Annotated in this window: 23 protein-coding genes; 20 read left to right on the top strand and 3 right to left on the bottom strand. The window is 67.6% G+C overall.

Annotated features, from left to right (window positions below; all coding sequences use genetic code 11):
- Window positions 1–2: 2 nt before the first annotated feature.
- On the top strand, window positions 3–359 hold the full coding sequence (locus tag FX134_RS02520) for a 4Fe-4S dicluster domain-containing protein (RefSeq protein ID WP_080797390.1): 357 nt from the start codon (window positions 3–5) through the stop codon (window positions 357–359).
- A 72-nt stretch (window positions 360–431) separates the two neighbouring features.
- On the opposite strand, the gene FX134_RS02515 is transcribed toward FX134_RS02520, so the two are convergent.
- The gene (locus FX134_RS02515; protein ID WP_172623349.1) at window positions 432–1,022 is read right to left on the bottom strand and encodes a TetR/AcrR family transcriptional regulator; all 591 of its coding nucleotides are present in this window, start codon (window positions 1,020–1,022) and stop codon (window positions 432–434) included.
- Window positions 1,023–1,240: 218 nt separating this feature from the next.
- On the opposite strand from FX134_RS02515, the gene FX134_RS02505 reads away from it, so the two are divergent.
- The 13 genes from FX134_RS02505 to gluQRS all read left to right on the top strand — a co-directional run bounded on the left by FX134_RS02505 (window position 1,241) and on the right by gluQRS (window position 16,276).
- Window positions 1,241–3,124, top strand: a complete 1,884-nt coding sequence (locus FX134_RS02505; protein ID WP_172623348.1) for an FAD-dependent oxidoreductase — start codon at window positions 1,241–1,243, stop codon at window positions 3,122–3,124.
- A 30-nt stretch (window positions 3,125–3,154) separates the two neighbouring features.
- The gene (locus tag FX134_RS02500; RefSeq protein WP_080797388.1) at window positions 3,155–3,856 is read left to right on the top strand and encodes a 2Fe-2S iron-sulfur cluster-binding protein; all 702 of its coding nucleotides are present in this window, start codon (window positions 3,155–3,157) and stop codon (window positions 3,854–3,856) included.
- A gap of 194 nt (window positions 3,857–4,050) precedes the next feature.
- Complete coding sequence (locus FX134_RS02495) at window positions 4,051–4,701, top strand: CDP-alcohol phosphatidyltransferase family protein (RefSeq protein WP_080797387.1); 651 nt, start codon at window positions 4,051–4,053, stop codon at window positions 4,699–4,701.
- Between the two features lie 3 nt (window positions 4,702–4,704).
- Window positions 4,705–6,888, top strand: coding sequence for a VanW family protein (locus FX134_RS02490; protein WP_080797386.1), 2,184 nt, complete (start codon window positions 4,705–4,707; stop codon window positions 6,886–6,888).
- 23 nt (window positions 6,889–6,911) lie between these two features.
- Window positions 6,912–8,216, top strand: a complete 1,305-nt coding sequence (locus FX134_RS02485) for a phenylacetate--CoA ligase family protein (protein ID WP_080803685.1) — start codon at window positions 6,912–6,914, stop codon at window positions 8,214–8,216.
- A gap of 1 nt (window position 8,217) precedes the next feature.
- Window positions 8,218–8,646 carry an amino acid-binding protein gene (locus tag FX134_RS02480; RefSeq protein WP_080797385.1) on the top strand — a complete coding sequence of 143 codons (429 nt, stop codon included), beginning with the start codon at window positions 8,218–8,220 and terminating at the stop codon, window positions 8,644–8,646.
- A gap of 1 nt (window position 8,647) precedes the next feature.
- Complete coding sequence (locus tag FX134_RS02475; protein WP_080797384.1) at window positions 8,648–10,009, top strand: D-alanyl-D-alanine carboxypeptidase family protein; 1,362 nt, start codon at window positions 8,648–8,650, stop codon at window positions 10,007–10,009.
- A 22-nt stretch (window positions 10,010–10,031) separates the two neighbouring features.
- Window positions 10,032–10,472 (top strand): FHA domain-containing protein, encoded by a 441-nt coding sequence (locus FX134_RS02470; RefSeq protein WP_080797383.1) that lies wholly within the window; start codon window positions 10,032–10,034, stop codon window positions 10,470–10,472.
- A gap of 226 nt (window positions 10,473–10,698) precedes the next feature.
- Window positions 10,699–12,432 carry a thiamine pyrophosphate-dependent enzyme gene (locus FX134_RS02465; protein WP_080797382.1) on the top strand — a complete coding sequence of 578 codons (1,734 nt, stop codon included), beginning with the start codon at window positions 10,699–10,701 and terminating at the stop codon, window positions 12,430–12,432.
- Window positions 12,425–13,036 carry an indolepyruvate oxidoreductase subunit beta gene (locus FX134_RS02460; RefSeq protein ID WP_080797381.1) on the top strand — a complete coding sequence of 204 codons (612 nt, stop codon included), beginning with the start codon at window positions 12,425–12,427 and terminating at the stop codon, window positions 13,034–13,036. Before FX134_RS02465 ends, FX134_RS02460 begins: the two co-directional genes overlap by 8 nt.
- A complete protein-coding gene (locus FX134_RS02455) occupies window positions 13,033–13,467 on the top strand; it encodes an amino acid-binding protein (RefSeq protein WP_080797380.1) in 435 nt (144 codons plus the stop codon). The genes FX134_RS02460 and FX134_RS02455 overlap by 4 nt, the downstream gene beginning before the upstream one ends.
- A 7-nt stretch (window positions 13,468–13,474) precedes the next feature.
- On the top strand, window positions 13,475–14,839 hold the full coding sequence (locus FX134_RS02450) for a phenylacetate--CoA ligase family protein (protein ID WP_080797379.1): 1,365 nt from the start codon (window positions 13,475–13,477) through the stop codon (window positions 14,837–14,839).
- A gap of 219 nt (window positions 14,840–15,058) precedes the next feature.
- The gene (gene gluQRS, locus FX134_RS02445) at window positions 15,059–16,276 is read left to right on the top strand and encodes a tRNA glutamyl-Q(34) synthetase GluQRS (protein ID WP_197735963.1); all 1,218 of its coding nucleotides are present in this window, start codon (window positions 15,059–15,061) and stop codon (window positions 16,274–16,276) included.
- A 4-nt stretch (window positions 16,277–16,280) separates the two neighbouring features.
- On the opposite strand, the gene FX134_RS02440 is transcribed toward gluQRS, so the two are convergent.
- Window positions 16,281–16,760: a hypothetical protein gene (locus FX134_RS02440; protein ID WP_080797378.1), complete on the bottom strand. Its 480-nt coding sequence runs from the start codon at window positions 16,758–16,760 to the stop codon at window positions 16,281–16,283.
- Window positions 16,761–17,384: 624 nt separating this feature from the next.
- On the opposite strand from FX134_RS02440, the gene FX134_RS02435 reads away from it, so the two are divergent.
- The 6 genes from FX134_RS02435 (at window position 17,385) to FX134_RS02410 (ending at window position 24,731) form a co-directional block, all read left to right on the top strand.
- Window positions 17,385–18,146 carry a hypothetical protein gene (locus tag FX134_RS02435; RefSeq protein ID WP_232050817.1) on the top strand — a complete coding sequence of 254 codons (762 nt, stop codon included), beginning with the start codon at window positions 17,385–17,387 and terminating at the stop codon, window positions 18,144–18,146.
- Window positions 18,147–18,170: 24 nt separating this feature from the next.
- Window positions 18,171–21,008 carry a molybdopterin-containing oxidoreductase family protein gene (locus tag FX134_RS02430; RefSeq protein ID WP_080797377.1) on the top strand — a complete coding sequence of 946 codons (2,838 nt, stop codon included), beginning with the start codon at window positions 18,171–18,173 and terminating at the stop codon, window positions 21,006–21,008.
- A complete protein-coding gene (locus FX134_RS02425) occupies window positions 21,008–21,622 on the top strand; it encodes a 4Fe-4S dicluster domain-containing protein (RefSeq protein WP_080797376.1) in 615 nt (204 codons plus the stop codon). Before FX134_RS02430 ends, FX134_RS02425 begins: the two co-directional genes overlap by 1 nt.
- A gap of 117 nt (window positions 21,623–21,739) precedes the next feature.
- Complete coding sequence (locus tag FX134_RS02420) at window positions 21,740–22,429, top strand: TorD/DmsD family molecular chaperone (RefSeq protein ID WP_080797375.1); 690 nt, start codon at window positions 21,740–21,742, stop codon at window positions 22,427–22,429.
- Window positions 22,426–23,109 carry a ferric reductase-like transmembrane domain-containing protein gene (locus FX134_RS02415; RefSeq protein WP_080797374.1) on the top strand — a complete coding sequence of 228 codons (684 nt, stop codon included), beginning with the start codon at window positions 22,426–22,428 and terminating at the stop codon, window positions 23,107–23,109. Before FX134_RS02420 ends, FX134_RS02415 begins: the two co-directional genes overlap by 4 nt.
- A 218-nt stretch (window positions 23,110–23,327) precedes the next feature.
- Window positions 23,328–24,731, top strand: a complete 1,404-nt coding sequence (locus FX134_RS02410) for a helix-turn-helix transcriptional regulator (RefSeq protein WP_232050815.1) — start codon at window positions 23,328–23,330, stop codon at window positions 24,729–24,731.
- A 505-nt stretch (window positions 24,732–25,236) separates the two neighbouring features.
- On the opposite strand, the gene FX134_RS02405 is transcribed toward FX134_RS02410, so the two are convergent.
- A complete protein-coding gene (locus FX134_RS02405) occupies window positions 25,237–25,674 on the bottom strand; it encodes a lipocalin (protein WP_080797373.1) in 438 nt (145 codons plus the stop codon).
- Window positions 25,675–25,683: the final 9 nt, after the last annotated feature.

The raw sequence follows: 25,683 nt of genomic DNA, 5'->3' as shown, positions 1-25,683 counted from the left end.
CCATGGGAAGCTTCAAACTCGGGAAGATGACGCTCGGAGGCCTGTTCAAGACGCCCGAGACCGTGCAGTACCCGGCGCAGTCCAAGACGTCGCCGCCGGGCCTCAAGGGCCATGTGGTCAACGACGTGGACGCGTGCATCCTGTGCGGCATCTGCCAGAAGCGCTGCCCCTGCGACGCCATCGTCGTGGACAAGGCCGCGCGCACCTGGACCATCGACCGCTTCCGGTGCGTGCAGTGCGGCAGCTGCGTGCGCGAGTGCCCGAAAGCGTGCCTGGCCATGGAGCCCGCCTACGCGCCGCCCGCCACGAAGAAGCACGCCGACGTCTTCGAGGTGCCGGACGCGAAGAAAACGGCTTAAGCGCCCGAACGAGAAGCGCCCGCGCCCTTTCCAGGTCGTGGGCGCTTCTTCTCACCCGGGAGAACCCAACCGTCAAGGCCGCTGCGGGCCGAGCGAGAGCGCGTCGTACAGCGGCTTCGGCACGCAGTCGCGCAGATAGCGGGCGTACACGTCCGGCGCGATGGACATCTTCGTCCCAAACCAACGCTGGGCCCTCTCTATCTCCACGTCGAGAAAGGCCTCGATGCAGAAATCGAGCTCTTCGTCCAACGGGATGCGCCGATGCTGGGTGAGCGTCTCGACGATGCAGTCTTTCCGGTACGCGCGCATGTTGGACTTGCTGAACTCCTGCCCCGTCATATCCAGCGTGGAGAAGTAGAAATCCCGCTCTTTGAAGAGCAGCTCGTAGTGCTTCAGCAGCCCCTCCTCCCAGGTGAGCGTGCGCCCGATCTCGGCAAGGGTGTAGACCTGGATGAGCTTCGAGTACCACAACGGTATCTCGTTCTTGCTTTTGAAATGGTAGTAGAACGTGGCGCGGGATAACCCGCACTTCTCGCATATCTCCTGGACGGAGATCGTCTTCAGCGAGCGGTCGATCGAGCGCAGTATCTTCAGCTTGGTCCTGACGTCCGGCGCCAGATGGCGGTCGTCGGCGAGCAGGCTGTCGATGACGATATGAGGCATGGCATCCTCGCTTCCGAAGAGCAGCCCGGGCGGCATGGCCCATGCTGCTTTGTCCCCTCGTCCAAGCCTAGAACATTCGCCCCCTCCGTGCAAGGCCCGTTTAGGCAACGCATCATGTTTGTCTGAGCACGTCGCGCAGGTTCGTGCGCCTGGATATGGCCGCCGTCGCCGCCGCGCGTAAGAATGAGGCAGGGTCATTCGATGATCAAGGAGGAGCAATGGACAACAGGGAAAGAAAGACGGCGGGGAAGCGCGAGGAGAGCGGCGGGCTGTCGCGCAGGTCGTTCCTCAAATACGGCGGGTTGTTCGCCGGAGCCGCCGCAGTGGGCGTGGGAGCTGGCGGGTTGACGGGGTGCGCTGCGGGCGACGGAGCCGCGGGCGCTCCCGACGTCGCGCCGACGTCGACCGATCTGCCCGAGTACGAGGTGTTCGACACCGACATGCTCGTCATCGGCGCGGGCTTCGGGGCCATGTCGGCCTGCGACGAGGCGGTGCGGCAGGGCAAGCAAGTGATGGTGATCGACAAGGGCCCCTACGGATTCGGCGGTGCCTGCGGGATGAACTGGGACATCTGCTACACCTGGTCCCCCGAGGGCACGGACGACAAAGACGTTTACTTTTCGACGCGCACCACGAACAAGCAGCTATACGTGAACGCGGCAACGAGCGATCCCCACCAGCCGAACGACTACGTGCCCATCATCAACTGGGGGGAAACCTGCCCTCAGCGCAACGAGGACGGCACCGTGCTCAAGAAGATCGACCTTCCCACCATGGGCATGGTCGAATGGGGCTTCCCGCGCCATATGCTGGACCACTTCGCCCAGAGCGACTGCATCACCGTCCACGACCTCACCATGATCACCGACGTGTTCATCAGCGACGGCGTGTGCGTGGGGGCCGTGGGCATCTACCTGCCGACCGGCGCGTACCGCGTGTACCGCTCCAAGGCGACGGTGCTGGCGACCGGGGGCTGCACATGGCTGTACGGCTGGGTGACGCTGAGCTCGGTCACCAACAACACGCCCGACAACACCGCCGACGTCGAGATGGCGGTGTTCCGCCATGGGGGCCGCATCGGCGATGCCGAGCATGCGGCCTACGACATGATGGGCATCGTCCCCTCGGGCTGGGCGAGCTCGGAAGGCTCCATGTTCGGAGGAGACTCTATGGACATCGAGTTCATGCTCGACAAGGACGGCGTAGCCTTCTGCCTCGACGAGTCGCTCGATCAGGAGCGCATGATCCTCGACCGCCCCTACTTCAACCAGGTGGTCGCCAAGGTCATCATGGACGGGAGGGGAGGCCCCAACGGAGGCATCTTCCTGCCCGCCAACGACGAGATGCGAAAGCAGATGCGCTACATGTACCTGCGCTGCGTGAACCTCATCGAGGAGAAGACCGGCACCGACCTGCGCACGGAGCCGATGGAGTGCCTGATCGAGATGTACGAGCACGGTGGCACTCCCGTCATCGACGACAACATGATGAGCACCGAGTTCCCCGGGCTGTTCTGCGTGCGCGGCGCCGGCGTTGCCGGAGAGGCCGGAGGATCGACCAACAACCGCAACCGCGTTCTGGGCAGCTACGCCTTCCGCTGCGCCCTCGACTACCTTGAAAGCTACAAGGAGCCTGAGAGCCTCGACTGGTCGAGCGTCGAGGAGGAGATCAGGAGGCTCGAGGATCTGCGCACGCGCGAGGTGTCGGGAGGCCTGCGCCCCGTGGAGATCCAGCGCAAGATCCAAGGGGTTTCCTACGGCGCCCTCGGCGTGATCCGCACGACCGAGAGCCTGGAGGCCGCCCGGACCGAGCTCAAGAGGATCCTCGACGAGGACCTTCCCAAGATGACCGTCTCGTCCCACACCCGCACGTACAATCGCGACTGGAAAGACGCGATCGAGACCATCAACCTCCTTGAGCTGGCGCGGCTGTCGGTCGAGGGAACCTACCTGCGCCCGGAGAGCCGCGGCAACTTCTACCGTCCGGACTATCCCGAGCAGAACGACGACGAATGGAAGTGCGTGCTCGCCTTGCGCGCCGCAGACGGAGGCGAGCTCGCCTACGACAAGGTGACCTACCCCGACGTCGAATTCCCCGCGTAACGAAGCAGCACGAGAGCAAAGGAGATCCGGATGGATATCACGATTCTGCGCTACGACCCTGCGGTTGACAGCGCCCCTTACGAGAAAACGTACGACGTCCCCTTCCGCGAGAACATGACGGTGCTCGAAGCCATCATGCATATCCACGAGAATTACGAGGCGATCGGGTTCGACTACACCTGCCGCGGACGCCTGTGCGGCCGCTGCTCGGTGACCTATGACGGGACCCCCGTGTTCGCCTGCATAGAGTTCGTGGAGGAGGGCAAGCACACGATCGCGCCTCTCGAGGGCTTCCCCGTGCTGCACGACCTCATCGTGGACAAACGGCGCGCCCAGGCGGAGCTGGCGAAGACGTATGAGCGCGTGCGCATCGCCCCGCTGACCGACGAGGAGATCAACGACGGCTCCATGACGCCGGAGCTCGCCGACCAGCTGCATCTGCTGGAGTACTGCTGCCGTTGCCAAGTGTGCACGGCCGGTTGCCCGGCGAAGAAGGCGACGCCCACCTATGTGGGGCCCTCCAAGATGATCGCCATCGCATACCGCTACTTCGACCCCTATGACCAGGCCGACAGGCTCATCGAAGCCGTGCAGGCGGGATTGTGGGATTGCCAGATGTGCGGCACATGCGACATGCTGTGCCAAAACAGCCCGGAGATCCACCATATGGAGGTGTTCCAGAAGCTGCGCGATGCGGCCGAGGCACGCGGCCTGAAGCCGGCAAGCGCGTAGCAAGAGGCGCCCGCGACCTGAAGAGGACGCGGGCACTTTGCCATGCTTGTGATGAAAATGGTGTTGAACCCTGATACGGGCAGGGGCGCGCGGGAAACCTGTTAGAATAGAGCGAATCGGTTCGAAATCGGCCGGGCCTGCGAAGGGGCCCGGTTTTTGCGTGATGACGAGAGGCGCGGGGAAGGCTGGCAACCATGCGGAGCACGGGTGCGAAAAGCAAGAACGGACAGGCGAGCAACCGCATCTTCACGGTGCCGAACCTCATATCGGTCATACGGCTCTGCCTCGTGCCCATCTTCCTCGTGCTGCTGCTCAACGGCTACGACCTCATGGCGACGTTCCTGTACGCGCTCGCGGCGGGAACCGATTGGATCGACGGCCAGATAGCCCGCCGCACGAACGCCGTCTCCAAGCTCGGCCAGCTGCTCGACCCGGCGGTGGACCGCATCCTCATGATCGCGGGCGTGGCGGGCCTCTTCCTCGTGGGACGGCTGCCCCTGTGGATCATCGTGGTCGTGCTCGCGCGCGATCTGCTCTTGCTCGTGGGCGGCGCGATCCTGATCAAGCTCTACCGCGTGCGCGTCGCGGTCGTCTATCCCGGCAAGGTGGCCACCACGCTGCTGTTCGTCGGGTTCGCGGGGCTGCTCCTCAACTGGCCCCTCGTGCAGGGCCTGGGGCTCGTCGACGCCGCATGGCTCCCGGGCCTGAACGCGGGCGCGTGCTCGTGGGGCATCTGGTTCGTCTACGCGGGGCTCGTGCTCGCCCTCCTCACCACCGTGTACTACTGCGCATCGGCCCTCTCGCAGGTGAGGCGTGCGCGCGAGCGCGAAGCCGGCGCGCGGTAGGCCATGGCCCAAAGGACGCCGAAAAACGCGCCCTCGAAGCGGTCGGCGGGCAGCAGGCCCTCCGTGCGGCGCGGGCAGGTCGCGCGCACGGAGCGGCCGCGGCGCGCGTCGTCGGGCGCGAAGGCCGGCGGGCCTTCCGCCTACAACGCCCCCTCGCTCTGGACGAAGGACGCTCCACGGCGCGCTACGGCGGACGGGGGGACCGCGCGCCGCGTCCTCGGCGCCGTCGGCGGCTTCCTGCTGACGGCGCTCTCCTTGGCGGGCCGGGGCCTCGCCGCCCTCGTGCGCGGCTTCGCCTCCCTGCTCGCGCGCAGCCGCGTGGCCCTCGCCGTCTTCATCGTGGCGCTCGTCGTCGCGACGGGCGCGGCCGTCGACTTCGGCATGAACCTCGGCAAGGCGTACCCCGGCGTGCGCGTGGGGGAGGTGGACGCGGCCGGCAAGACGGCCGAGGAGATCGCCGCCTTGGTCGAGCAGGCCTACGTGCCGCGCCTCGAGGGAGGATCCGTCACCGTGTACGCGAGCGAGGACGCCGCCGCGCGCCTCGCCGACGAGGCGGCCGCGGCGCAGGACGCCGCGCTCGCCGAGCAGCTGTCGGCGGAGGAGGCGCGCGCGAACAAGCTCGCCTGGACGACGACGGCCGCGGACCTCTCGGCCCGCATTCCCGCCGACGAGCTGGCGGCCGCGGCGCTCGCCGTGGGGCGCGACGACGGCGGCCTGCCCGCGCGGCTCGGCGCGCTCTTCTTCGGGCGGGACCTCGAGGTGCGCTCGACCTTCGACGACGGCGCCGTCGAGGACCTGGCCGCCGACATCGACCTGACCGTGGGGGACCCCCGCGTCGACTACGACGTGGCCGTCGTTGACGGGCTCGCCTCCGTCACCGAGGGCCACGACGGCGACATGCTCGACCGCGAGGCGTTCAAGCGCGCGCTCGACGGGGCGTTCCTCGGCTCGCCGGACGGCACGGGCTCGTTCGTCGCCGAGCCCGTGCACGCGCCCCTGCGCATCGACGGGGCCGCCGCGCAAGCCGTGTGCGACCAGGTGAACGCCGCCATCGCCGACGGCGCGCGCTTCGTGCTGGGAGACGCCTCCTGGGATGCGACGGCGGCCGAGGTGGGCGCCTGGGTGGCCACGCGCGTCGAGGAGCGGGACGGGGGCTGGGCGCTCGTCGCCTTCCTCGACGAGGCGCGCACGAAGCCGGCCATCCTCTCCCATATGGAAAGCGCCCGCCCGCAGGGCGGCCTGCGCGTGGAGTTCGCCTCGACCGAGGGCGGCGTGGAGGTGCGCACGGACGGCGCGGGCGAGGTGCCGCTCGTCGCCGAGACGACGCGCGCGCTCGAGGAGGCGCTCTTCGGGCAGGGCCGCGCCGAAGGGCCGGCGGAGGTGCGCGTCGCCACCGGGCCGATGCCCGCCGCGCTCTCCTTCGACGAGGCGCTCGACTCAGGCGTCATCGGCGTCGTGTCGTCCTACACCACCGAGTTCACCACCGGCGCCGGCACCGAGAACCGCAACCACAACATCGCGCTCGTATCCGAGCTGCTCAGCGACTCGGTGGCGAAGGCGGGCGGCCGTTGGTCGTTCAACGGGACGGCGGGGGAGTGCAACGAGGAGAAGGGCTTCCTCGGCGCGGGCGCCATCATCGACGGCGAGTACGACGACGCGGTGGGCGGCGGCATCTGCCAGGTGGCCACCACCGTGTTCAACGCCGTGTACGAGGCGGGCTATCCCGTGCCCGCGCGCCGCAACCACTCGCTCTACATCGGCAGCTACCCGGCCGGGCGCGATGCGGCCGTCAGTTGGCCCGACCTCGACCTTGTGTGGGAAAACGACGGTGCGAGCGATGTTTTGCTGCGGGTTTCTTGTGCGGACGGCTCCGTTACCGCTACACTGTACGGAGTCGATCCCGGCTACCAGGTGACCTCGGCCGTGGGAGAGTGGGCCGAAGGCGAGCCGTATGCGACGAGGAGGAAGGTCGACGAGACCCTCGCCCCGAACACGAGCTACGTGGAGACGCGGGGCACCGACGGCCGGAGCATCACGGTGGCGCGCACCGTCTCCGACGAGTCCGGCTCGATCCTGCACGAGGACGTGTTCTCCTCGGTCTACGATCCGGTGACCGAGGTCGTGGTGGAGGGACCGAAAGCGGAAGAGAAGGAACCGACGGAGGATGCGCCCTCCGCCCAAGGCTAGCAAAAGGAGAGGTGATCCCCGAGGTGTTCTACCAGCCAGATATCGAGACCATGCCGCGCGAGGAGCTGCGCGAGCTCCAGCTCGACCGCATGAAGCGAAGCATCCGCCACGCCTACGACAACGTGGCGTTCTACCAGCAGTCGTTCAAGGACGCGGGAGCTACCCCCGACGACCTCCGCACCCTCGAGGACCTCGAGCGCCTCCCGTTCGTCGTGAAGCAGGACATGCGCGACGCCTACCCGTGCGGGCTGTTCGCCGTGCCGCGCAAGGACGTGGTGCGCATCCACGCGTCCTCCGGCACGACGGGCCAGGCCACGGTGGTGGGCCACACGGCCGCCGACCTGAAGAACTGGGGCGACTGCTTCGCCCGCGGCATCGCCATGGTGGGCGGCGACGAGAACTCCACCATCCAGGTGTCCTACGGCTACGGCCTGTTCACGGGCGGCCTGGGCGCGCACGCCGGCGGCGAGGCCATGGGCTGCACCGTCATCCCCACCTCGTCGGGCAACACGCGCCGCCAGGTGCAGATGATGAAGGACCTCGGCACCGACATCCTGGCCTGCACGCCGTCCTATGCGCTGCTCATCGCCGACACGGCCATCGAGATGGGCTACGACCCGGCCACCGAGTTCAAGATCTCGGGCGGCATCTTCGGCGCCGAGCCCGCCTCCGACAACATGCGCGACGAGATAGCCGCGAAGCTGGGCATCCAGTACTGCGACGTGTACGGCCTCTCCGAGATCATGGGCCCGGGCGTGGCCATGCAGTGCTCCGAGATGGGCGGCCTGCACGTGGCCGAGGACCACTTCTACTGCGAGATCCTCAACCCCGAGACGATGCGGCCCGTGCCCGACGGCGAATGGGGCGAGCTCGTCATCACCACGCTCACCCGCGAGTGCTGCCCGCTCGTGCGCTACCGCACGCGCGACGTCACCCGCATCATCTCCGAGCCGTGCGCGTGCGGGCGCACGCACCGCAGGATCGACAAGCTGCGCGGCCGCACCGACGACATGCTCATCATCCGCGGCGTGAACGTGTTCCCCTCGCAGATCGAGCAGGTCATCACGGGCTTCCCCGAGATCGCCACGCACTACCAGATCATCCTCACCACGCGCGGCCCCCTCGACCACGTGGAGCTTCAGGTGGAGACCGAGCCCGACTTCCCCATCGACGAGATCCGCAAGATCGAGGAGCTCAAGCGCCGCCTGGGCGCCGAGCTCAAGAGCAACCTGCAGGTGTCGGTGGAGGTGAAGATCGTGGAGCCGAAGACCATCGAGCGCAGCGAGGGCAAGGCCAAGCGCGTCATCGACCTGAGGGAAGGGAAGTAGCATGATCTCACAGCTGACCGTATTCCTGGAGAACGAGAAGGGCCGCCTGGCGGCCGCCTGCCGCACCGTGTCGGAGGCGGGCATCAACATGCACGCGCTCAACCTGGCCGACACGGCCGACTTCGGCGTGGTGCGCATGCTCACCGACACGCCCGACGCCGCGGCCGAGGCGCTCAAGGCCGCCGGCTACCGCGCGGCGGTGACGCCGGTGCTGGCCGTGCGCGTGCCCAACGTGCCGGGCGGCCTGGCCTCCCTGCTCGAATTCATGGACGGGCAGGGCGCGAACATCGAGTACGGCTACTGCTTCTCGGTGAACGAGGAGTTCGCCGTGGACGTGCTCAAGGTGGACGGCGACGACTCCCTCGAGGCCAAGCTGGCCGAAGCCGGGTTCGAGCCGGTGCGGCCGGAGGACGTCTACCGCCTTGGCTAGCATGACCGGGCATATCGCATCGAAGGGGCGCGCGCGCTTCGCGGCGTGCGCGCTCTGCCTCGCGCTCGCGTTCGGCCTTGCCGCCGCGCCGGGGGCGGCGCTCGCCGACGTGCGCAAGGCCGACGTCGTCTACGGGCAGACGGTGGACGCGCGCGGCCTGTCGGTGGCGCAGTGCCCCAGCATCGACGCGGAATACGCCGCCGTCATGGACGCGGAGGGCACCGTGTACTTCGAGCGCAACGCCGACGCGCCCACGCAGATCGCCTCGATCACCAAGATCATGACGGGCCTCGTGGCGCTCGACGCCGTGGCCGCCGGCGCCGTGTCGCTCGACACGCCTATCACAGTGAGCGCGGAGGCGGCGTCGGTGGGGGAGTCCTCCGCGGAGCTTCAGGAAGGCGATGTCTTGGATCTGGGGACGGCCCTCAAGGCGCTGCTCGTGCCCTCGGGCAACGACGCGGCCGTGGCCATCGCGGAGACGGTGGGCGGCAGCGTCGAGGGCTTCGTCGAGATGATGAACGCCAAAGCAGCCGAGCTCGGCTGCACGGACACGGTGTACGAGAACCCCCACGGCCTGGACTACGACGCCTACGAGGGCAACCTGCACAGCACGGCGGCCGACGTGGCCCGGGTGGTGCAGGCCGCCATGAAGGACGACACGTTCCGCGCCATCGTGGGCGGCGGGAGCACCACCATCCAGGTGGAGCGCGGCGGCCAGACGGCCGACATCTACCTTGAGACCACCGACGGCTTCCTCGACATCTACGAGCACGCCATCGGCGTGAAGACCGGCGTGACGCTCTTGGCCGGGCCCTCGTTCGCCGGTGCCGCCAACAACGGCGAGCGCGAGCTGTACGCCATCGTCATCCACTCGTCCTCCGAGGCGCAGCGCTTCGAGGACGCCAAGACGCTCTGCGAGTGGGTGTACGCCCATCTCGTGAACTACCCGTTGGCCAACAGCCCCGAGACGACCGTCTACCAGGGCGCCGAGGTGCCCGTCATCGCCGAGGTCGCCCATGAGGACTGGATCGACAAGACGGTGAAGGCGACGCTGTCCGAGCCGGAGGCGGCCGTGGACATCTTCGACCTCAACGGCAACGTGAGCCAGTCGCTCGAGTTCGAGAAGCTCTCGGGCAACGTGCGCGCCGGCGACAAGGTGGGAACGGCCACCTTCAAGCAGCGCAACGCCGTGATCGCCACGTTCGACCTCGTGGCCTGCGAGGACGTCGCCGCTCCGGACTTCTTCGAGGGCGTCGGCATCTGGTGGGACCGCCTGTTCCGCGGCTTCTCGGGCCAGGAGGGCACGGCCCAGACCGTCACCCTCAACGAGACGCCGCTCATCATAGACAAGACCGCCGCTTAAAGGCGCGAAGAGAGGAATCGCCATGACCGCCACCTGCCCCGTTTGCAACAGCCCCGTCGATCCGGGCGCGCCCGCCTGCCCGCAGTGCGGCTTCAAGCTGCTCGGCGCGACGCAGAGCTTCGAGCCCGTGTCGTTTTCCGACGAGGCGCTGCCCGTCGAGGCGCCTCCGCAGGCCGCCGCCGCGCTCCGCGTGGTGCGCGGTCCGTCGACCGGCGTGACGTTCCACTTGGGCGACGCGCCCCTCACCATCGGCCGCAGCCCGCAGTGCGACGTGTTCCTCAACGACATGACCGTGTCGCGCTCGCATGCCTCCATCGAGCCCTCCGAGGGCGGCTACGTCATCCGCGACGCCAACTCGTTCAACGGCGTGTGGGTGAACAACGCCAGCGTGGACGCGCACCGCCTCGTCTCCGGCGACGTCATCCAGATCGGCGCCTTCTGCCTCGTGTACAAGGAGGAGTAGGCTCCCCCTGTCATCCTGAGCGGAGGCCGCAGGCCGGAGTCGAAGGATCCCGTGTGGCGACAGCTGGGAGGCTTTCAGTTGGCACCGCACGGGATCCTTCGACTCGCTGCGCTCGCTCAGGATGACAAGAGGAGGGCATTCGCACCGCTCAGGACGACATCGCGCGCACGCGGCGCGCTTTGCCGTATAATCCCCTGCGGGTCAGCATTTCAAGGAAGGTTCGTCTATGGAATTGATGTCAGGCAACGAAGCCATCGCCCAGGGGGCATGGGAGGCCGGCGCGCATATCGGCGCGGCATATCCGGGGACGCCCTCTACCGAGACGCTCGAGGCGTTCGCGAAGAAGGACGGCGTCTACGCCGAGTGGGCCGTCAACGAGAAGGTGGCCGTGGAGGTGGCCGTGGGCGCGTCGGCCGCCGGAGCGCGCGTGCTCACCACCATGAAGCACGTCGGCGTGAACGTGGCGGCCGATCCGCTGTTCACGGCCGCGTACTCGGGCGTGGGGGGCGGCCTGGTGGTGCTCGCGGCCGACGACCCCGGCATGTACTCGTCGCAGAACGAGCAGGACAGCCACTGGTACGCCCGCGCCGCGCACATCCCCATGCTCGATCCGGCCGACTCCGCCGAGGCGCTGCGCTTCACGCGCGAGGCCTACGACCTCTCCGAGCGCTTCGACGTGCCGGTGTTCATCCGCTCCACCGTGCGCGTGTCGCACACCAAAACCCCCGTCGAGCCCGGCGAGCGCGTCGAGGTCCCGCTCAAGCCCTACGAGAGCAACCCGGCGAAGTGGGTCATGATGCCCGCCTTCGCGAAGCCCCGCCGCAAGGTGCAGCTCGAGCGCATCGACGCGCTGCGCGCCTGGGCCGAGGAGTGCCCGTACAACGAGGTGCTCGAGCGCGGAAGCGCCGTGGGCGTGGTGTGCGCGGGCGCCGTGTGCCATCACGTGGCCGAGGCGCTGCCCGAGGCGAGCGTGTTCAAGCTCGGGTGCACCTGGCCCCTGCCGGCCGAGCGCCTGCGCGCGTTCGCCGCGGGCGTGGACGCCCTCTACGTGGTGGAGGAGGCCTCCGAATACCTGACCGAGAGCGTGCGCGCCCTCGGCGTCGAGGTGGCCCCGTTCCCCGGCGGGCTGCCGCGCGACGGCGAGCTCACGCCCGGCCTCGTGCGCGCCGCGTTCGGCCTGGAGGAGCCTGCGCACGCCGCGATGCCCGAGGGCCTGCCGGGACGCCCGCCCGCCTTGTGCGCCGGGTGCCCGCACCGCCTCGTGTTCAAGGAGCTCGCGCGCATGAAGGCCGTGGTCACGGGCGACATCGGCTGCTACACCTTAGGCGCGCTGCCTCCGCTTTCGGCCATGGACACCACCATCGACATGGGGGCGTCGGTGTCGATGTCGCACGGCTTCGAGCTGGCCTGGGCGGGCACCGAGCACCGTCCCGTCGTGGGCGTCATCGGCGACTCGACGTTCGCGCACTCGGGCCTCTCGGCGCTCATCTCCACCGTGTACAACCGCGGGGGCGGCACCGTGTGCGTGCTCGACAACCGCACGACGGCCATGACCGGCCGCCAGGGCAACCCCTTCAACGGCGAGACGCTGCAGAAGCGCCCCTCGCGCGAGCTCGACCTCGAGGGCATCGTGCGCGCCATCGGCGTGGAGGACGTGCGCACCATCGACCCCAACGACGCGCTGGCCACCCGCCGCGCCCTCAAGGAGGCAGTGGCAAACCCGGAGCTCTCGGTGCTCGTGTTCCGCAGCCCCTGCGTGCTCATCGACCGCGTGCGCAAGCCCGCCTTCGCCGTGACCGACGCATGCACGGCCTGCGGCGTGTGCTCGACGCTCGGGTGCCCGGCCATCGCGAAGGACGCCGAGGGCCATGCGCTCATCGACCCCGTCCAGTGCATCGGCTGCGGCCAGTGCGCCCAGTATTGCGCGTTCAAGGCCATCGAAGGAGGCTCCCATGAGTAACGCGACCACCGTGCTCCTCTGCGGCGTCGGCGGGCAGGGCACCATCCTCGCCGCCGACCTCCTGGCCCACGCGGCGCTGGAATCGGGCTTGGACGCGAAGGTGTCCGAGATCCACGGCATGTCCCAGCGCGGCGGCGCCGTGACCACCGTCGTGCGCTTCGGGCAGGATCCCGTGCTCTCGATGGTGAGCGACCCCGGCTGCGCCGACTGCGTGGTGTCGTTCGAGACCACCGAGGCGCTGCGCAACCTGGCCAACGTCCGCGAGGGCGGCTACCTGCTGGTGGCCGACGAGTCCATCCAGCCGCTGCCCGTGCTCATCGGCCGCGCGTCCATGCCCGAGCATCCTCAGGAGACGCTGGCTGAAGCCGGCGCCACGCTCATCCCCGCCGGCGAGATCGCCCGCGAGGTCGGCAGCCCGAAGTCGGTGAACGTCGTGCTGCTGGGGGCGCTTGCCACCCGCCTGGAGTTTCCGCAGGAGGCTTGGGAGCGCGTGATCGCGCGCCGCGTGCCGCCTAAGACCGTGGAGGCCAACCTGGCCGCGTTCCGCGCGGGGCTCGCCTTCGCGCGCGAGGCCGACGGGGCGGGGAAGGGGGCCGCGTTGTGAGCGTGCAGCAGATCAGCGTGTTTCTGGAGAGCCGCCCGGGGCATCTGCGCCGCGTGCTCGACGCGTTCGAGGAGGCCGGCGTGAGCGTGCGCGGCTACAGCGCTTCGGACACGGGCGACTACGGCATCGTGCGCTTCGTCGTGGACGACCCGGCCCGCGCCCTCGAGGTGCTGGACGGCATGGGCGCGGCCGCCACGGCCACCGACGTGCTGTGCCTGCGCCTGGACGATACGCCGGGCGAGCTCGCGCGCGTCATGGGCGTGATGGCCGACTGCGGCATCAACGTGACGTACAGCTACTCGCTCATCTCCACGTTCATCGTGCTGTCGGTGAAGGACCTGGTCCAGGCCGAGGAGCTCCTGGCGGCCCAGCCGGTGGAGCTCGTGGGGCAGGCCGACCTCGCCGCGCCGCTCGCGGCCGAGGGGCGGTGACGCGGGCATGGCCGACATGACCGTGAAGGGCGCGGCGCTGGCCGCCGCTGCGGCGGGCGACTTCTCCGACCTGCCCGTCCACAACCCGGCCGTGGAGTGCGCCTCGCGCGAGCGCATCCGCGCCATCCAGCTGGAGAAGCTCATCGCGCAGGTGGAATGGACCTACGCGCGCGTGCCGTGGTACCGCGCGCGCATGGACGAGCTGGGGGTGGCACCCGCCGACATCCGCACGCTCGATGACGTGCGCAAGCTTCCGTTCACGGACAAGTCCGTGCTGCGCGACACCTTCCCCTACGGGCTGTTCGCCGTGCCGCTCGACGAGGTGGTGGAGCTGCACGCGTCTTCGGGCACCACGGGCAAGCCCATCGTGGTGGGCTACAACCGCGCCGACATGGACATGTGGGCCGACTGCATCATGCGCCTCGTGCAGATGGCCGGCGTCGTGCCGGGCGACCGCGCGCAGATGGCGTTCGGCTACGGCATGTTCACCGGCGGCTTCGGCCTGCACTACGGGCTGCAGAAGCTCGGGTGCATGATGATTCCCGCAGGCTCGGGCAACACCGAGCGCCACATCGCCATGATCGAGGATTACGGCACCACCGTGCTCGTGGCCACGCCCTCCTACGCGCTGCACATGTGCGAGGTGGGGGAGAAGATGGGCTTCGACTGGGAGGCCTCGACGCTGCGCGTGGGGCTCTTCGGCGGCGAGCCGTGCCCGCCGGGCCTCAAGGCCGAGATCGAGCGGCGCATGCACATCGTGTGCACCGACAACTACGGCCTGACCGAGGTCATGGGTCCCGGCGTGTCGGGCGAGTGCCTGGCGTCGCGCGACATGCAGCATATCGCCGAGGACCATTTCCTGTGGGAGGTCGTCGACCCCGAGACGGGCGAGCCGGTGCCGGAAGGCGAGATGGGCGAGCTCGTGCTCACGCCTTTGGGGAAGCAGGCCATCCCGGTGCTGCGCTACCGCACGCACGACCTCACCCGCGTCGTGTGCGAGCCCTGCGCCTGCGGCCGCACGACGGCGCGCATGCAGAAGGTGCGCGCGCGATCCGACGACATGCTCATCATCCGCGGCACGAACGTGTTCCCGAGCCAGGTGGAGGACGTGCTCGCCGGCATCGAGGGCGTCACGCCGCACTACCGCATCGTCGTGGACAACGAAGGCGGCCTCGACCGCATGGCCGTGCACGTGGAGCTCAAGCCCGAGGCGTTCAGCGACTCCTTCGAGGACATGGAGTGCCTGCGCCGCTCCATCGAGGAGCGCCTGAAGGGCGTGCTCCTGGTAGGCGTGCGTGTGAAGCTGGTGGAGCCCGGCGGCATCGAGCGCTCCCTCGGCAAAACCAAGCACGTCGAGGACCTGCGGAAGTAAAGGCGGCGCGCCTCCGGCGCTTCTTTGGAAGAAAGACACGCAGGTTGTCGTCCTGGACAGGCGAGACGAACGGGTTGTCATCCTGAGCGAAGGCCGAAGGCCGTAGTCGAAGGATCCCGTGCGGCGTTAGCAGGAAACGTCACAGCTATCGCCGCACGGGATCCTTCGACTACGCTCACTGCGTTCGCATCGCTCAGGATGACAAACAAGGGGATATCGATGGCTCAAGCGAACGACTATAGCGTCTACATCATGAGCAACCCTCGTCGCACGGTGCTCTACATCGGCGTGACCAACGATCTCGAACGGCGCGTTGCCGAGCATAAGTCGCATGCCTACAAAGGGTTCACCGACCAGTACAACGCAACCGACTTGGTGTACCACGAAACCTGCGGCCGCATCGATGACGCCATCGCTCGCGAGAAGCAGCTCAAGGGCTGGACGCGGCGAAAGAAGGAAGCGCTCGTCGAGCGGCTTAACCCCGATTGGCGAGACCTCTCCACGTCTCCCTCGAGAGGCCCTGTCGTGGGACGGTTCGCGCCTTCTCCTACGGGGCGGATGCATGCGGGGAACGTGTTCGCGGCGCTCGTGGCGTGGCTCGTGGCGAAGTCGCAGGGCGGGCGCATCGTCTTGCGCATCGAGGATTTGGATGCGGAGCGGTCGAAGCCGCAGTTCGTCGACGCGGTGCAGCGCGATTTCGAGCGGCTCGGGCTCACGTGGGACGAAGGCCCCTTCTTCCAGCACGACCGCCAAGAAGCCTACCGTGCGGCCTTCGACTCGCTCGTCGAGCGTGACCTGGTGTATCCCTGTTTCTGCACGCGGGCCGACCTGCATGCGGCCTCGGCGCCGCATCGAGGCGAGAAGCCGGTGTATCCCGGCACGTGCCGCACCCTGACGTCGGCCGAGCGCGCCGCCCGCGCCCTTGAGCGCACGCCTGCGCAGCGCCTCGTCGTGCCCGACGCAGACGTCTCCTTCATCGACCAGGTGCAGGGGCCGTATTCCCAGAACCTCGCGCGCGATTGCGGCGACTTCCTCGTGAGGCGCTCGGACGGCGCGTTCGCCTACCAGCTGGCCGTCGTCGTGGACGACGCGGCGCAGGGCGTGAACTCCATCGTGCGCGGCGTCGACCTTCTGTGCTCGACGCCGCAGCAAATCCACCTGCAAGAGCTGCTCGGCCTGCCGCATCCCGACTACGCGCACATCCCGCTGCTCGTGGCCGAGCTGAACCGGCGGCTCTCGAAGCGCGACAAGGACGCCGCCCTCGACGAGCTGATCGCCCGCTTCAAGACGCCCGAGGCCGTCATCGGCCACATCGCCGGCATCACCGGCCTCGCGCCCACAAGCGAGCCCGCCACCCCCGAGGAGCTGCTGCGAACCTTCGACCTCGCCGCCCTCCCCGCAACCTTCCCCGACCTCGTCCAGGTGCAGTGGCGGTAGGCTTTCAAACGATAAGGGTGCAGATGATCTCGGCAGCCAGGACGGCGAGCATGGCGATGGCTAACATGGCGGCACGACGCGCATCGAGGACGTATTCTCCGGCAAGCTCCGAGCTTTCGCCTACTGCGGAGCTCGCGATCTTGAACTCGCGCCGCGACGTCGCGACAAGCCAGCTGCCTCCCACGAAAACGCAAGCGGCCAAGATGGCAGACACCATATCGAGGTTCACAGCAAAGCCGCTCAGCGCGCTGAAAGCTGTGATTCCAAGCGCGCCGGCGAGTGCGACCACCCATACCAGGTAGACGAGGGCAGCGCGCCTGCCCTTGCGCCTTTGGAGGTTCTCGGGCCTCTCGTCGGCGAGGTAAGTCAAATCTGAGAATGCGAGCCACTTCCCGCGCCAATTCTTCCAGGCTGTCACCAGCAACAGCGCGATAATGGGAATGAAGATGACGCATCCGACGATCAGGCTTCCGTACCTACCCATGGCGCGCTCCCTTCGACCGGCGTTTCCCTCAGCATACTCCGCGTCGGCGAGCAGGGCAAGACGACGCGAGGGAAGGCACGCGCAGGGGAGGGGTGCGTTGGAGCGCTTCGCTCGGGATGACGAGATGCGCGCTGTTCTACGACAGGAACAGCGACGCGACTTGAGTCAGAACAAATGTTTCACGTGAAACATTTAATGACTTGGAACATCATGGACACAATCGGCCTTCGGGACTGATTTTTCGTTCGGTGCTCTTGGCTCGGCTTCCCGCCACCTGGAGTTTCTCCATGGCAAGGCGGGATCGGTGCGAAAAAATCAGTCCCGAATGGCGATTTTGTCCACGTCTTCTCCTGCAAGCGGCGGGCCTGCGATCGCGGGATTCTTCGACTCGCTCCGCTCGCTCAGAATGACAAAGAGAGGGTCCGCTCCACTTGCTCAGGATGGCAGCGAGGCCTCCACCTGGGGATTCATCGTGCGTCATCCTCGGCTCACGCATTTTGCGTGAGGTGTGGGGTCACAATTTCTTCACATTTCATCCATAGTGCGGATTGGCGCGGAGCGTCTTCCTTCTTAGAGTCGGCGGTGTCGAGACGAATGCAGGCGACACCGAAGGGGGAGGTGGACATGCAGGACGCATGGACCGATCAGGGGATGCCGCTCGAGGCCGAGTCCGAGGACAACGGCCTCGCCGAGCCGGCGGATACCGACGTCGCTCCCGAGGAGGAGGCACCCGTCGAGCTCACGTTCGACGAGAAGCTCTTCCTGCTCGAGGAGGCCGTCACGAAGCACCCGCTCAACCGCGAGGTGCTCTACAAAACGCTCGCGTACTGCGCCGAGGAGCGCACGCTGCAAGACCTCGAGGCGAAGATCGCCTCCTGGCCCGAGTTCAAAACCGCCACCCAGAACCAGGCGCGCATGGCCGACACCCTGGTGCGCGCCCACGGCCTGGAGCGCATCGAGCGCGACGCCGATGGCGAGCCCATCACTCCGGAGCAGAAGGAGGGCCTCGACGAGGACGCGATCGACGACCTCGTGCAGTCCGTCTCCTTCCGCGCCACCGACGTGGGCGCTCGCTTCGTGGAGCAGCACCGGCCTCGCGCGCGCCTGGTGGAGCTCTTGCAGCTCGCGCCCGAGCGCGCGGGCACCTACATCGAGCTCTTGGAGTTCACCGCCGAGAAGCCCCGCTCCTACGGCGAGATCTCGGAGCTCCTGCGCGGCCGCCCCGTCCTAGAGACGGTCATCGACGGCACGCGCCACACCATGCAGCCGAGCGTTTTCGTGGACAAGCTGGAGCGCGCTGGCGCTCTCGTTTGGAAGGAAGGTTGGAGCCTGACGGAGGAGGGGGAAGCATTTCTGCAAGATCTGAGGGCAAGCGATCAGGGATAACGAACAAGGAGAAAGGTTGAGAACATGGCGGAAACCACGTTGACACGCCGAAGCTTCGTCAAAGCGTCCGCGTTGGCAGGCGCAGCGGCAGCGTTCGGCGCCTCGATGGCCGGCTGCGTGCAGGAGACCCCGAAGGAGGAGGCGCCCGCCCAGCAAAGCGGCGGCGGCGACCCGAACGAGGGCCTCGTCGCGATGAAGACCTCGTGCCACGGCTGCATCCAGATGTGCCCGGCCATCGCATACCTGAAGGACGGCGTCGTCGTGAAGCTCGAGGGCGACCCCGACGCGCCCGTGAGCCGCGGCAGCCTCTGCATCAAGGGCCTGAACCAGCTGCACACCATGTACAGCCCGCGCCGCGTGCTGCATCCGCTGCGCCGCGCCGGCGAGCGGGGCGAGAACAAGTGGGAGGTCATCAGCTGGGACGAGGCCGTCGAGGAAGCGGCGACGCACATCTGCGACGCCATCGACAAGTACGGCCCCTACGCGTTCTTCGCGAGCGTGGGCGGCGGCGGCTCCTACTCGTTCATGGAGGCCATGACGCTGCCGATGGCGTTCGGCTCGCCCACGGTGTTCGAGCCGGGCTGCGCGCAGTGCTACCTGCCGCGCTGGAGCCTGTCCAAGCTCTTCTACGGCGGCAACGACCAGTCCATCGCCGACAACGCCGTGCAGGAGATCTTCCGCACGGGCGACGCCAACAAGACCGAGGCCGTGGTGCTCTGGGGCGCCCAGCCCTCCGTGAGCCAGACGGCCGAGTCCGGCCGCGGCATGGCCGAGCTGCGCGCCATGGGCGTGAAGACCGTCGTCGTCGACCCCAACTTCTCGCCCGATGCGGTGAAGGCCGACGTATGGCTGCCGGTGCGCCCGGCCACCGACACGGGCCTGCTTCTGTGCTGGTACCGCTACATCTTCGAGAACAAGCTCTACGACGAGCAGTTCACCAAGTTCTGGACGAACCTGCCGTTCCTCATCGACCCGGACACGAAGCTGCCGGTGAAGGCGACCGAGCTTTTCCCCGACTTCCAGCAGACGACGCCCGAGAACACGCCTGCCTACGTGTGCTACGACCTGAAGACGAGCGCGGTGGCGCCCTTCGAGTACTCCGCGCCCGCTGACGCCACGGTCGACCCGGAGATCTTCTGGACCGGCGAGTTCAACGGCAAGACGTACAAGACGGCCGGCCAGATCTACAAGGAGGAGGCCGAGCCCTGGACGCTCGAGCACACCGCCGAGAACTGCTGGCTTCAGGCCGACAAGATCGAAGAGGCCATCAAGATCTACACGAGCGCGGGCGTGGCCGGCATCGCCAACGGCGTGGCGTCGGACATGACCGAGTCCGCCAGCCAGGTGCCGCTCGGCTGCATGGGGCTCGACTCCATCATGGGCTACGTGAACAAGCCCGGCTGCACCATGACGCAGTACGGCGCGGGCAACAAGCCCATGGCGCGCCCCGTCACCTTCAACAACGGCTTCGGCGGCATGTTCTCCGACATGTACGGCATCGGCGCGGTCATCGGCATGTCCGACGCCGAGAACGAGGCGCGCATCAAGAAGCTGGGCGAGGAGAACCCGCAGCAGAAGCTGGCCAACCAGCTGCTCGTCGACCGCCTGGGCATGAAGGACCACAAGGGCCTCTACGCCTGGTGCCACAGCCACATCCCCACGGTGCGCCAGGCCATCGCCACGGGCGAGCCGTTCAAGCCGCGCGTGTGGTTCGACATGTCCGGCAACAAGCTGGCCATGCTCGGCAACGCGAAGTCGTGGTACGACGTGTTCCCCGAGGTGGACTTCATCATCGGCCAGTACCCCATGCTCACGTCGTTCCACATCGAGGCCGCCGACCTAGTATTCCCCGTGCGCGAGTGGCTCGAGGAGCCCATGGTGAACATGACGCAGCTCAACACCCAGTGGCTGCAGAACGAGTGCGTGCACATCGGCGAGACGGTGTCGCACTCCATCCCGGCCGCGCAGGTGGTGGCCAAGTGCAAGGAGAAGATGGGCGGCCAGCTGCCGGGCCTCGTGCCGGGCTACCTGGGCAGCGCCACCGAGGAGGAGGTCAAGGCCGGCGTCGCCGAGACGCTGCACGCCCCCAGCTGGGACGAGCTCGTAGCGAACACCGACAAGTACGTGCCCTACGTGACGCCCGAGGACGAGTACTTCGGCTACAACCAGCACGAGACGGTGGTGGACGACGGGCTGCCGGCGGGCTTCGGCACCGAGTCGCGCAAGATCGAGGTGTACTGCCAGATCCTGCTGCGCATGTCTCGCACGGGCTACCCGTTCTGCTACCCGGAGCCGCAGGAGGCCTGCGCCGACTACAGCCCCATCTGCTCCTACATCGAGCCGGCTGAGAGCCCGCTTTCGGACGAGGAGTACCCCTTCGTGCTCACGTCGGGCCGCGTGCCGTACTTCCACCACGGCACGATGCGCCACGCGGCGCTGTCCCGCGAGCTGTACCCCACGGCGGAGATCCGCATCAACCCGGCCAGCGCCAAGGAGCTCGGCATCGAGCACATGGACTGGGTGAAGGTGACGAGCCGCCGCGGCGAGGTGCACGCGCGCGCCTATCTCACCGAGGGCGTGCACCCCAAGACCGTATGGATGGAGCGCTTCTGGAACCCCGAGTGCTACGACGAGTCCCAGGCCAACCCCACGGCCGGCTGGCGCGAGTGCAACGTGAACGTGCTCACGAAGAACGACGCCCCCTTCAACGAGGTGTACGGCTCCTACACCAACCGCGGCTTCACGGTGAAGATCGAGAAGTCCTCCAAGCCCGCGAACATCTGGGTGGAGCCCGAGGAGTTCGCGCCGTTCCTGCCCACTGAGGCAATGCTGTCCGAAGCCCAGACGAAGGATGTGTTCTGATGAGAAACTGCCTGGACATCGATCTCGACCGCTGCAGCGGCTGCGATAGCTGCGTGGCGGCCTGCAAGCTTGAGAACAACGTCGACTTGGGCGTGTACTACAACCACGTGCACGCCGTGGGGCCCGTGGGCACCTTCCCGGATATCCAGCAGTACTGGATCCCCATCCAGTGCCAGCAGTGCGAGAACCCGGGCTGCATCGAGGTGTGCCCGACGGGCGCGTCCTACCGCGACGAAGCCACGGGCGTCGTGCTCGTGAACGCCGAGGAGTGCATCGGCTGCGAGTCGTGCCTCACCGGCTGCCCGTACAACGCGCGGCAGCTCAACCCCAACACCAACAAGGTGGAGAAGTGCACGCTGTGCTTCCAGCGCCATGAGGCCGAGAACTGGGAGCCGGCCTGCGTGCACAACTGCTGCTGCGGCGCGCGCTACTTCGGCGACCTCGACGATCCCGAGAGCCCTGCCGCCAAGGCGGTGGCCGCGGCCGGCGCCGAGAACTGCCACCAGCTGGCCGACGAGCACGGGTTGAAGCCGTCGACGGTGTACATCCTCTCCGCGAAGACCGCGAAGTGGCAAGACGATCCGGAGACGACCGACCGCTACGTGAAGGCGTAGCCCGACCGTCTCGCATTCCGAACATCCCCGGCGGGCCGACCTCCCTCCCCAGGTCCGCCGGGGCTCCCGTCCTCACGTGGCGGGATTCGCCGGGGAGGGAGGAGAGGGGGATGCATCATGGCAGAAGGAGCCGCATACGCCGACATCGTCTCCGCGCTCGAGGGGCGCGCGGCGTTCTATGATATGCTCGCGGCGCTCTACTTCAAGCCGCTTTCGGCCGAGCAGGTGGATGCGATCGCGAGCGCGGACCTCGCCGCCTACGCCGATGTGAACGAGCTGTTCGCCGAGGGGCTGCACGACATCGAGCGCTCGCTGGCCAAGCGCGACTCCGGCACGCGCCAGGAGCTGGCGGTGGACTTCACCGCCGCGTTCGCCGGCACGTCGTCGTGGGAGGGCCGCTACGCCGTGCCCTACGAGTCGGTGTTCACCAGCGACGAGGGGCTCCTGTTCCAGGAGTCCTACCATGAGGTATACCGCCTGTTCAGGCAGCAGGGCGTCAAGCGTGCCGAGGGGCTCGACTACCCCGACGACCACCTGACGTTCATCTGCGGGTTCCTCGCCGTCCTGTCGAGGCGCGCCATCGAGGCGCTCGAGGCGGGCGACGCGGCCGGAGCGCGCGAGCAGGTGGAGCTCTCGCAGGCGGTGCTGCGCGACCATGTGCTGGCGTGGTTCGACGACTTCGAGGAGCTGGCGCTGCGCATCCTCAAGACCCGCTTCTACCGCGGCGTGCTCAAGATGAGCAAGGGCTTCTTCCTGCTCGACGCCGAGGTGCTATCCGAGATGGGGGAGGAGTTGGAAAGGCTATGACGTTCGCGCTCGTCCTTCTGTGCACCGTGGCGGCGTGCTTCGCGCTGCGCAACCCCCTGAAAGCGTGCCCGATGGCATTCTACGCGCTGTCGGTCGCCGTCGACGCGGCCTTCGTGGCCGGGACGGCGTTCGGCATGCCCCGCGAGGTATGGAGCATGTTCTTCATCCTCATCCAGAAGTGCCTGCTGCCGCTCGCGCTGTTCGTGGTTGTCATGTACATCGGCGTGCTGCCGCGCGAGTCGCGGCCCTACGCCTGGCTCAAGCCCGTGCGCGCGGAGCTCTCCATCGTGGCGTGGATCCTCTCGCTCGGGCACATGGCCGTCTATCTCGCGTCCTACCTGCCGCGCATCCTGGCGGGCGGCCCCTTCAACGTGAACGTGACGGTGTCGTTCGCCGTGGCCGCCGTGCTGCTCGTGCTGCTGCTCCTCCTCGGCGTGACCTCGTTCAACTTCGTGAAGAAGCGCATGCGCACCGAATCCTGGAAGAAGCTCCAGCGCCTGGCGTACCCGTTCTTCGCCCTCACCTACGTGCACCTGCTGCTGATGCTCGCGCCCTCCGCGCTGCGCGGCGGCATTGCCGCGGAAGCGAGCGTTGCGGTATACTCCATCGTGTTCATCGGCTACTTCGTGCTGCGCCCCGTGCGCGCGGCCCTCGATCGGAGGGCGCGCCGCGCGACCTGAGCGCGACGGCGCGGCCGCAAGGGGAGGGCGCAGGGGTTCGGCGTCCGCACGGGGGAGGGAGCCTGCGGCTTCATGCAGACGTTTTAAGGAAGCTCGTCAAGGCGTGCCCGTCGCTGCCGTGCCTCTCGCTCGGCATCTGGCTCGCCTGGGCCTATATCGCCTACAGCGGCACGGCGTGGCTGTCCGACACCGAGGTGGACGGCGCGAACATCTCCACCATGTACATCGTGTCGACGATCACGTTCGGCATCGCTCTTCTGGCCTCCACGTTCCGCGCGGCCCCGGCGCGGCGGCTCCTGGCGCGTCCCGCCTTCGTGGCGGCCGGCGGGGCGCTCGCATCGCTCGGCTGCGCCGTCATCATCGCCGTGGGGCCGTACTACCTGTACTACCTGCTGCCCTACGGGGTCATCCGCGCCGCTTTCTACCTGGGCTGCGGCCTGACCGGCCTGGGCACGGCGGTCATCGGCCTCAAGTGCGGCGAGCTGTTCGGCAGGCTCGCGCCGCGCAAGGCCATCCTCTATGCGGCGCTCTCGCACATCGTGCTCGCGCTCGTGTACTTCACCGTCATCGGATCGCCCGCTTGGCAGCCCGTCCCCGGCGGCCCCTCGCTCGCAGGCATCGTGTCGTTCGTGGGCATGCCGCTCGCGGCGGCACTCGCAGCGTGCCTGTCGTTCGTCGAGCGGCATGAGGGGCGCGAGGAGGCTCCGCAGGCATGCTCGGAGAGCCGCGCGAGCTTCCCGCGGTCGTTCTGGAAGCTGGTGGCGGTCACGCTCGTGTTCTCGTTCGTGGTGGTGGCGCTGAGATCGATGCTGGTGGAGGTGTCGCCGGTCGACGTCACGCTGGAGAGCACGCGCCTCGTCATGCTGCTGCGCATGCTCATGGCGCTCGCCTTCGCGGCGGCGGCCATCGGCGTGGAGGGCGAGCGCTTCGACTTCGGCAAGATCTACTCGGTCATCATGGCCGCCGTGGTGGCGCTCATCGCGTTCTGCCCCATCGTGGGCGTGACGCATTTGGGCTGGAGCCAGCTCGTGACGTTCCTCTCGGCCGTGTTCGAGTTCGTGCTGTGGTGCATCCTCGCGTTCGTGGTGTACCAGCGCCGCATCTCGGCGGTGCTCGTGTTCGGCTTCGGCTACGGCGCGTTCATGCTGGGCTCGGGCGCGGGCTGGGCCGCCGGCGTGCACCTGTTCCCGCAGGTGGCGGCCACGTCGAACTCGCTCGTGCTGTTCGGCGCCCTCGCGTTCGCCGTGCTGGCGTGCGCGTTCCTGCTGTTCTCGGAGAAGGAGTTCGACCGGCTGTTCAAGACCGAGGAGGACCCCGAGACGTCGCTCGACGACCTTCTGGGAGACGAGCTGCCCGCTCCCTTCTCCGACGAGGCCGCCGTCAAGAAGGGGAGGTTCGGCCAGGCCATCGACCAGATCGCCGAGGAGGCCTGCCTCTCGCCGCGCGAGAAGGACGTGCTGCGCTGCCTGGCCATGGGCTACGACAGCGGCGCCGCGGCCAAGCGGCTGCAGGTATCGTGGAACACCGTGCGCACCCACACCCGCAACGTCTACGCCAAGCTCGACGTGCACTCCAAGCAGGAAGTCATCGACCTCGTAGATGCGGCGACGAAACGACTGTGACTCATCCTGAGCGGGGGCGAGGGAAGCGGCTGGGTCGCGAACGGATGTTTCACGTGAAACACTTAATGATCGGGAGCATCATGGACAAAATCGGCCTTCGGGACTGATTTTCCGTCCGGTACTCTTGGCTCGGCTTCTCGCCACCTGGGGTTTCTCCGTGGTGAGGCGAGATCGGCGCGACAAAATCAGCCCCGAGGGCCGATTTTGTCCACGTCTCCTCCTGCAAGCAGTGGGCGGCAGCGAGATCCTACGATTCGCTTCGCTCGCTCAGGCAATCTGCGCCATGTCGATATTGGATCAACAGCGGATGGCTCGGTTGGCGCACAAATAGCGGCTTCGTGCGAGAGTCCGAGCGGCCATACGCCTGTCGGAAGACGTTTGGCCGCGAGCGTTGACGACGTTTTCCCTGTTCATGAGATGAGGCATCTCGCTGCTTGCAGCGCGGGTTTCGCACGAGGGAGATTTTTGCGCATCGGTGGGCGATTTTGCTGCAAGCCCGGCACGATCACGCGAACAGGAGGGACTCCGCGGTGAGGATGATGCAGCAGGCGAGGAGCAGGATCAGCAGGCGCGCGCCCTCCTTCTTGAAGCGGGTCTGGAAGCTCTGATCCGTCCGGCCGCCGAAGAGCGTCCACACCACGGCCGCGCAGAACGCGACGAGGGCGACGGCATTCAGGAGCTGGGCGGTCTGCGCGAACGCGGGCACCTCGAGCACGGCGGCCATCTCGGAGGCCATGAGCGTGCCCGTCACGGCGAAGCAGGCCACGAGCACCCACGAGGCTCGCTGGCCCGTGCGGGCGGTGCCCTCGGGGTAGAACGTGCCCTTCTTGGCCTTCTCAGGCTCGGCGATCAGGAACAGCCAGCGGCCGTTGTACAGCTGCACCGCCAGAACCGCCGCCGCCACGAGCAGCACCACGCCCAGCACCAAGCGCGCGATAGCCATGTCGTCCCC

This window comes from Arabiibacter massiliensis (assembly GCF_902386925.1).
Taxonomy (GTDB): Bacteria; Actinomycetota; Coriobacteriia; order Coriobacteriales; family Eggerthellaceae; genus Arabiibacter; species Arabiibacter massiliensis.
Note: the sequence above shows the minus strand (reverse complement) of the source record. Positions and strands in the feature narration are given on the sequence as shown.

Coding starts and splice junctions, on each gene's coding strand:
- FX134_RS02440 (WP_080797378.1), bottom strand. CDS start 16,760: ATGGGTAGGTACGGAAGCCTGATCGTCGGATGCGTCATCTTCATTCCC.
- FX134_RS02500 (WP_080797388.1), top strand. CDS start 3,155: ATGGATATCACGATTCTGCGCTACGACCCTGCGGTTGACAGCGCCCCT.
- FX134_RS02490 (WP_080797386.1), top strand. CDS start 4,705: ATGGCCCAAAGGACGCCGAAAAACGCGCCCTCGAAGCGGTCGGCGGGC.
- FX134_RS02410 (WP_232050815.1), top strand. CDS start 23,328: ATGTACATCGTGTCGACGATCACGTTCGGCATCGCTCTTCTGGCCTCC.
- gluQRS (WP_197735963.1), top strand. CDS start 15,059: ATGGCTCAAGCGAACGACTATAGCGTCTACATCATGAGCAACCCTCGT.
- FX134_RS02505 (WP_172623348.1), top strand. CDS start 1,241: ATGGACAACAGGGAAAGAAAGACGGCGGGGAAGCGCGAGGAGAGCGGC.
- FX134_RS02460 (WP_080797381.1), top strand. CDS start 12,425: ATGAGTAACGCGACCACCGTGCTCCTCTGCGGCGTCGGCGGGCAGGGC.
- FX134_RS02515 (WP_172623349.1), bottom strand. CDS start 1,022: ATGCCTCATATCGTCATCGACAGCCTGCTCGCCGACGACCGCCATCTG.
- FX134_RS02425 (WP_080797376.1), top strand. CDS start 21,008: ATGAGAAACTGCCTGGACATCGATCTCGACCGCTGCAGCGGCTGCGAT.
- FX134_RS02450 (WP_080797379.1), top strand. CDS start 13,475: ATGGCCGACATGACCGTGAAGGGCGCGGCGCTGGCCGCCGCTGCGGCG.
- FX134_RS02415 (WP_080797374.1), top strand. CDS start 22,426: ATGACGTTCGCGCTCGTCCTTCTGTGCACCGTGGCGGCGTGCTTCGCG.
- FX134_RS02480 (WP_080797385.1), top strand. CDS start 8,218: ATGATCTCACAGCTGACCGTATTCCTGGAGAACGAGAAGGGCCGCCTG.
- FX134_RS02430 (WP_080797377.1), top strand. CDS start 18,171: ATGGCGGAAACCACGTTGACACGCCGAAGCTTCGTCAAAGCGTCCGCG.
- FX134_RS02495 (WP_080797387.1), top strand. CDS start 4,051: ATGCGGAGCACGGGTGCGAAAAGCAAGAACGGACAGGCGAGCAACCGC.
- FX134_RS02405 (WP_080797373.1), bottom strand. CDS start 25,674: ATGGCTATCGCGCGCTTGGTGCTGGGCGTGGTGCTGCTCGTGGCGGCG.
- FX134_RS02470 (WP_080797383.1), top strand. CDS start 10,032: ATGACCGCCACCTGCCCCGTTTGCAACAGCCCCGTCGATCCGGGCGCG.
- FX134_RS02475 (WP_080797384.1), top strand. CDS start 8,648: ATGACCGGGCATATCGCATCGAAGGGGCGCGCGCGCTTCGCGGCGTGC.
- FX134_RS02435 (WP_232050817.1), top strand. CDS start 17,385: ATGCAGGACGCATGGACCGATCAGGGGATGCCGCTCGAGGCCGAGTCC.
- FX134_RS02465 (WP_080797382.1), top strand. CDS start 10,699: ATGGAATTGATGTCAGGCAACGAAGCCATCGCCCAGGGGGCATGGGAG.
- FX134_RS02520 (WP_080797390.1), top strand. CDS start 3: ATGGGAAGCTTCAAACTCGGGAAGATGACGCTCGGAGGCCTGTTCAAG.
- FX134_RS02420 (WP_080797375.1), top strand. CDS start 21,740: ATGGCAGAAGGAGCCGCATACGCCGACATCGTCTCCGCGCTCGAGGGG.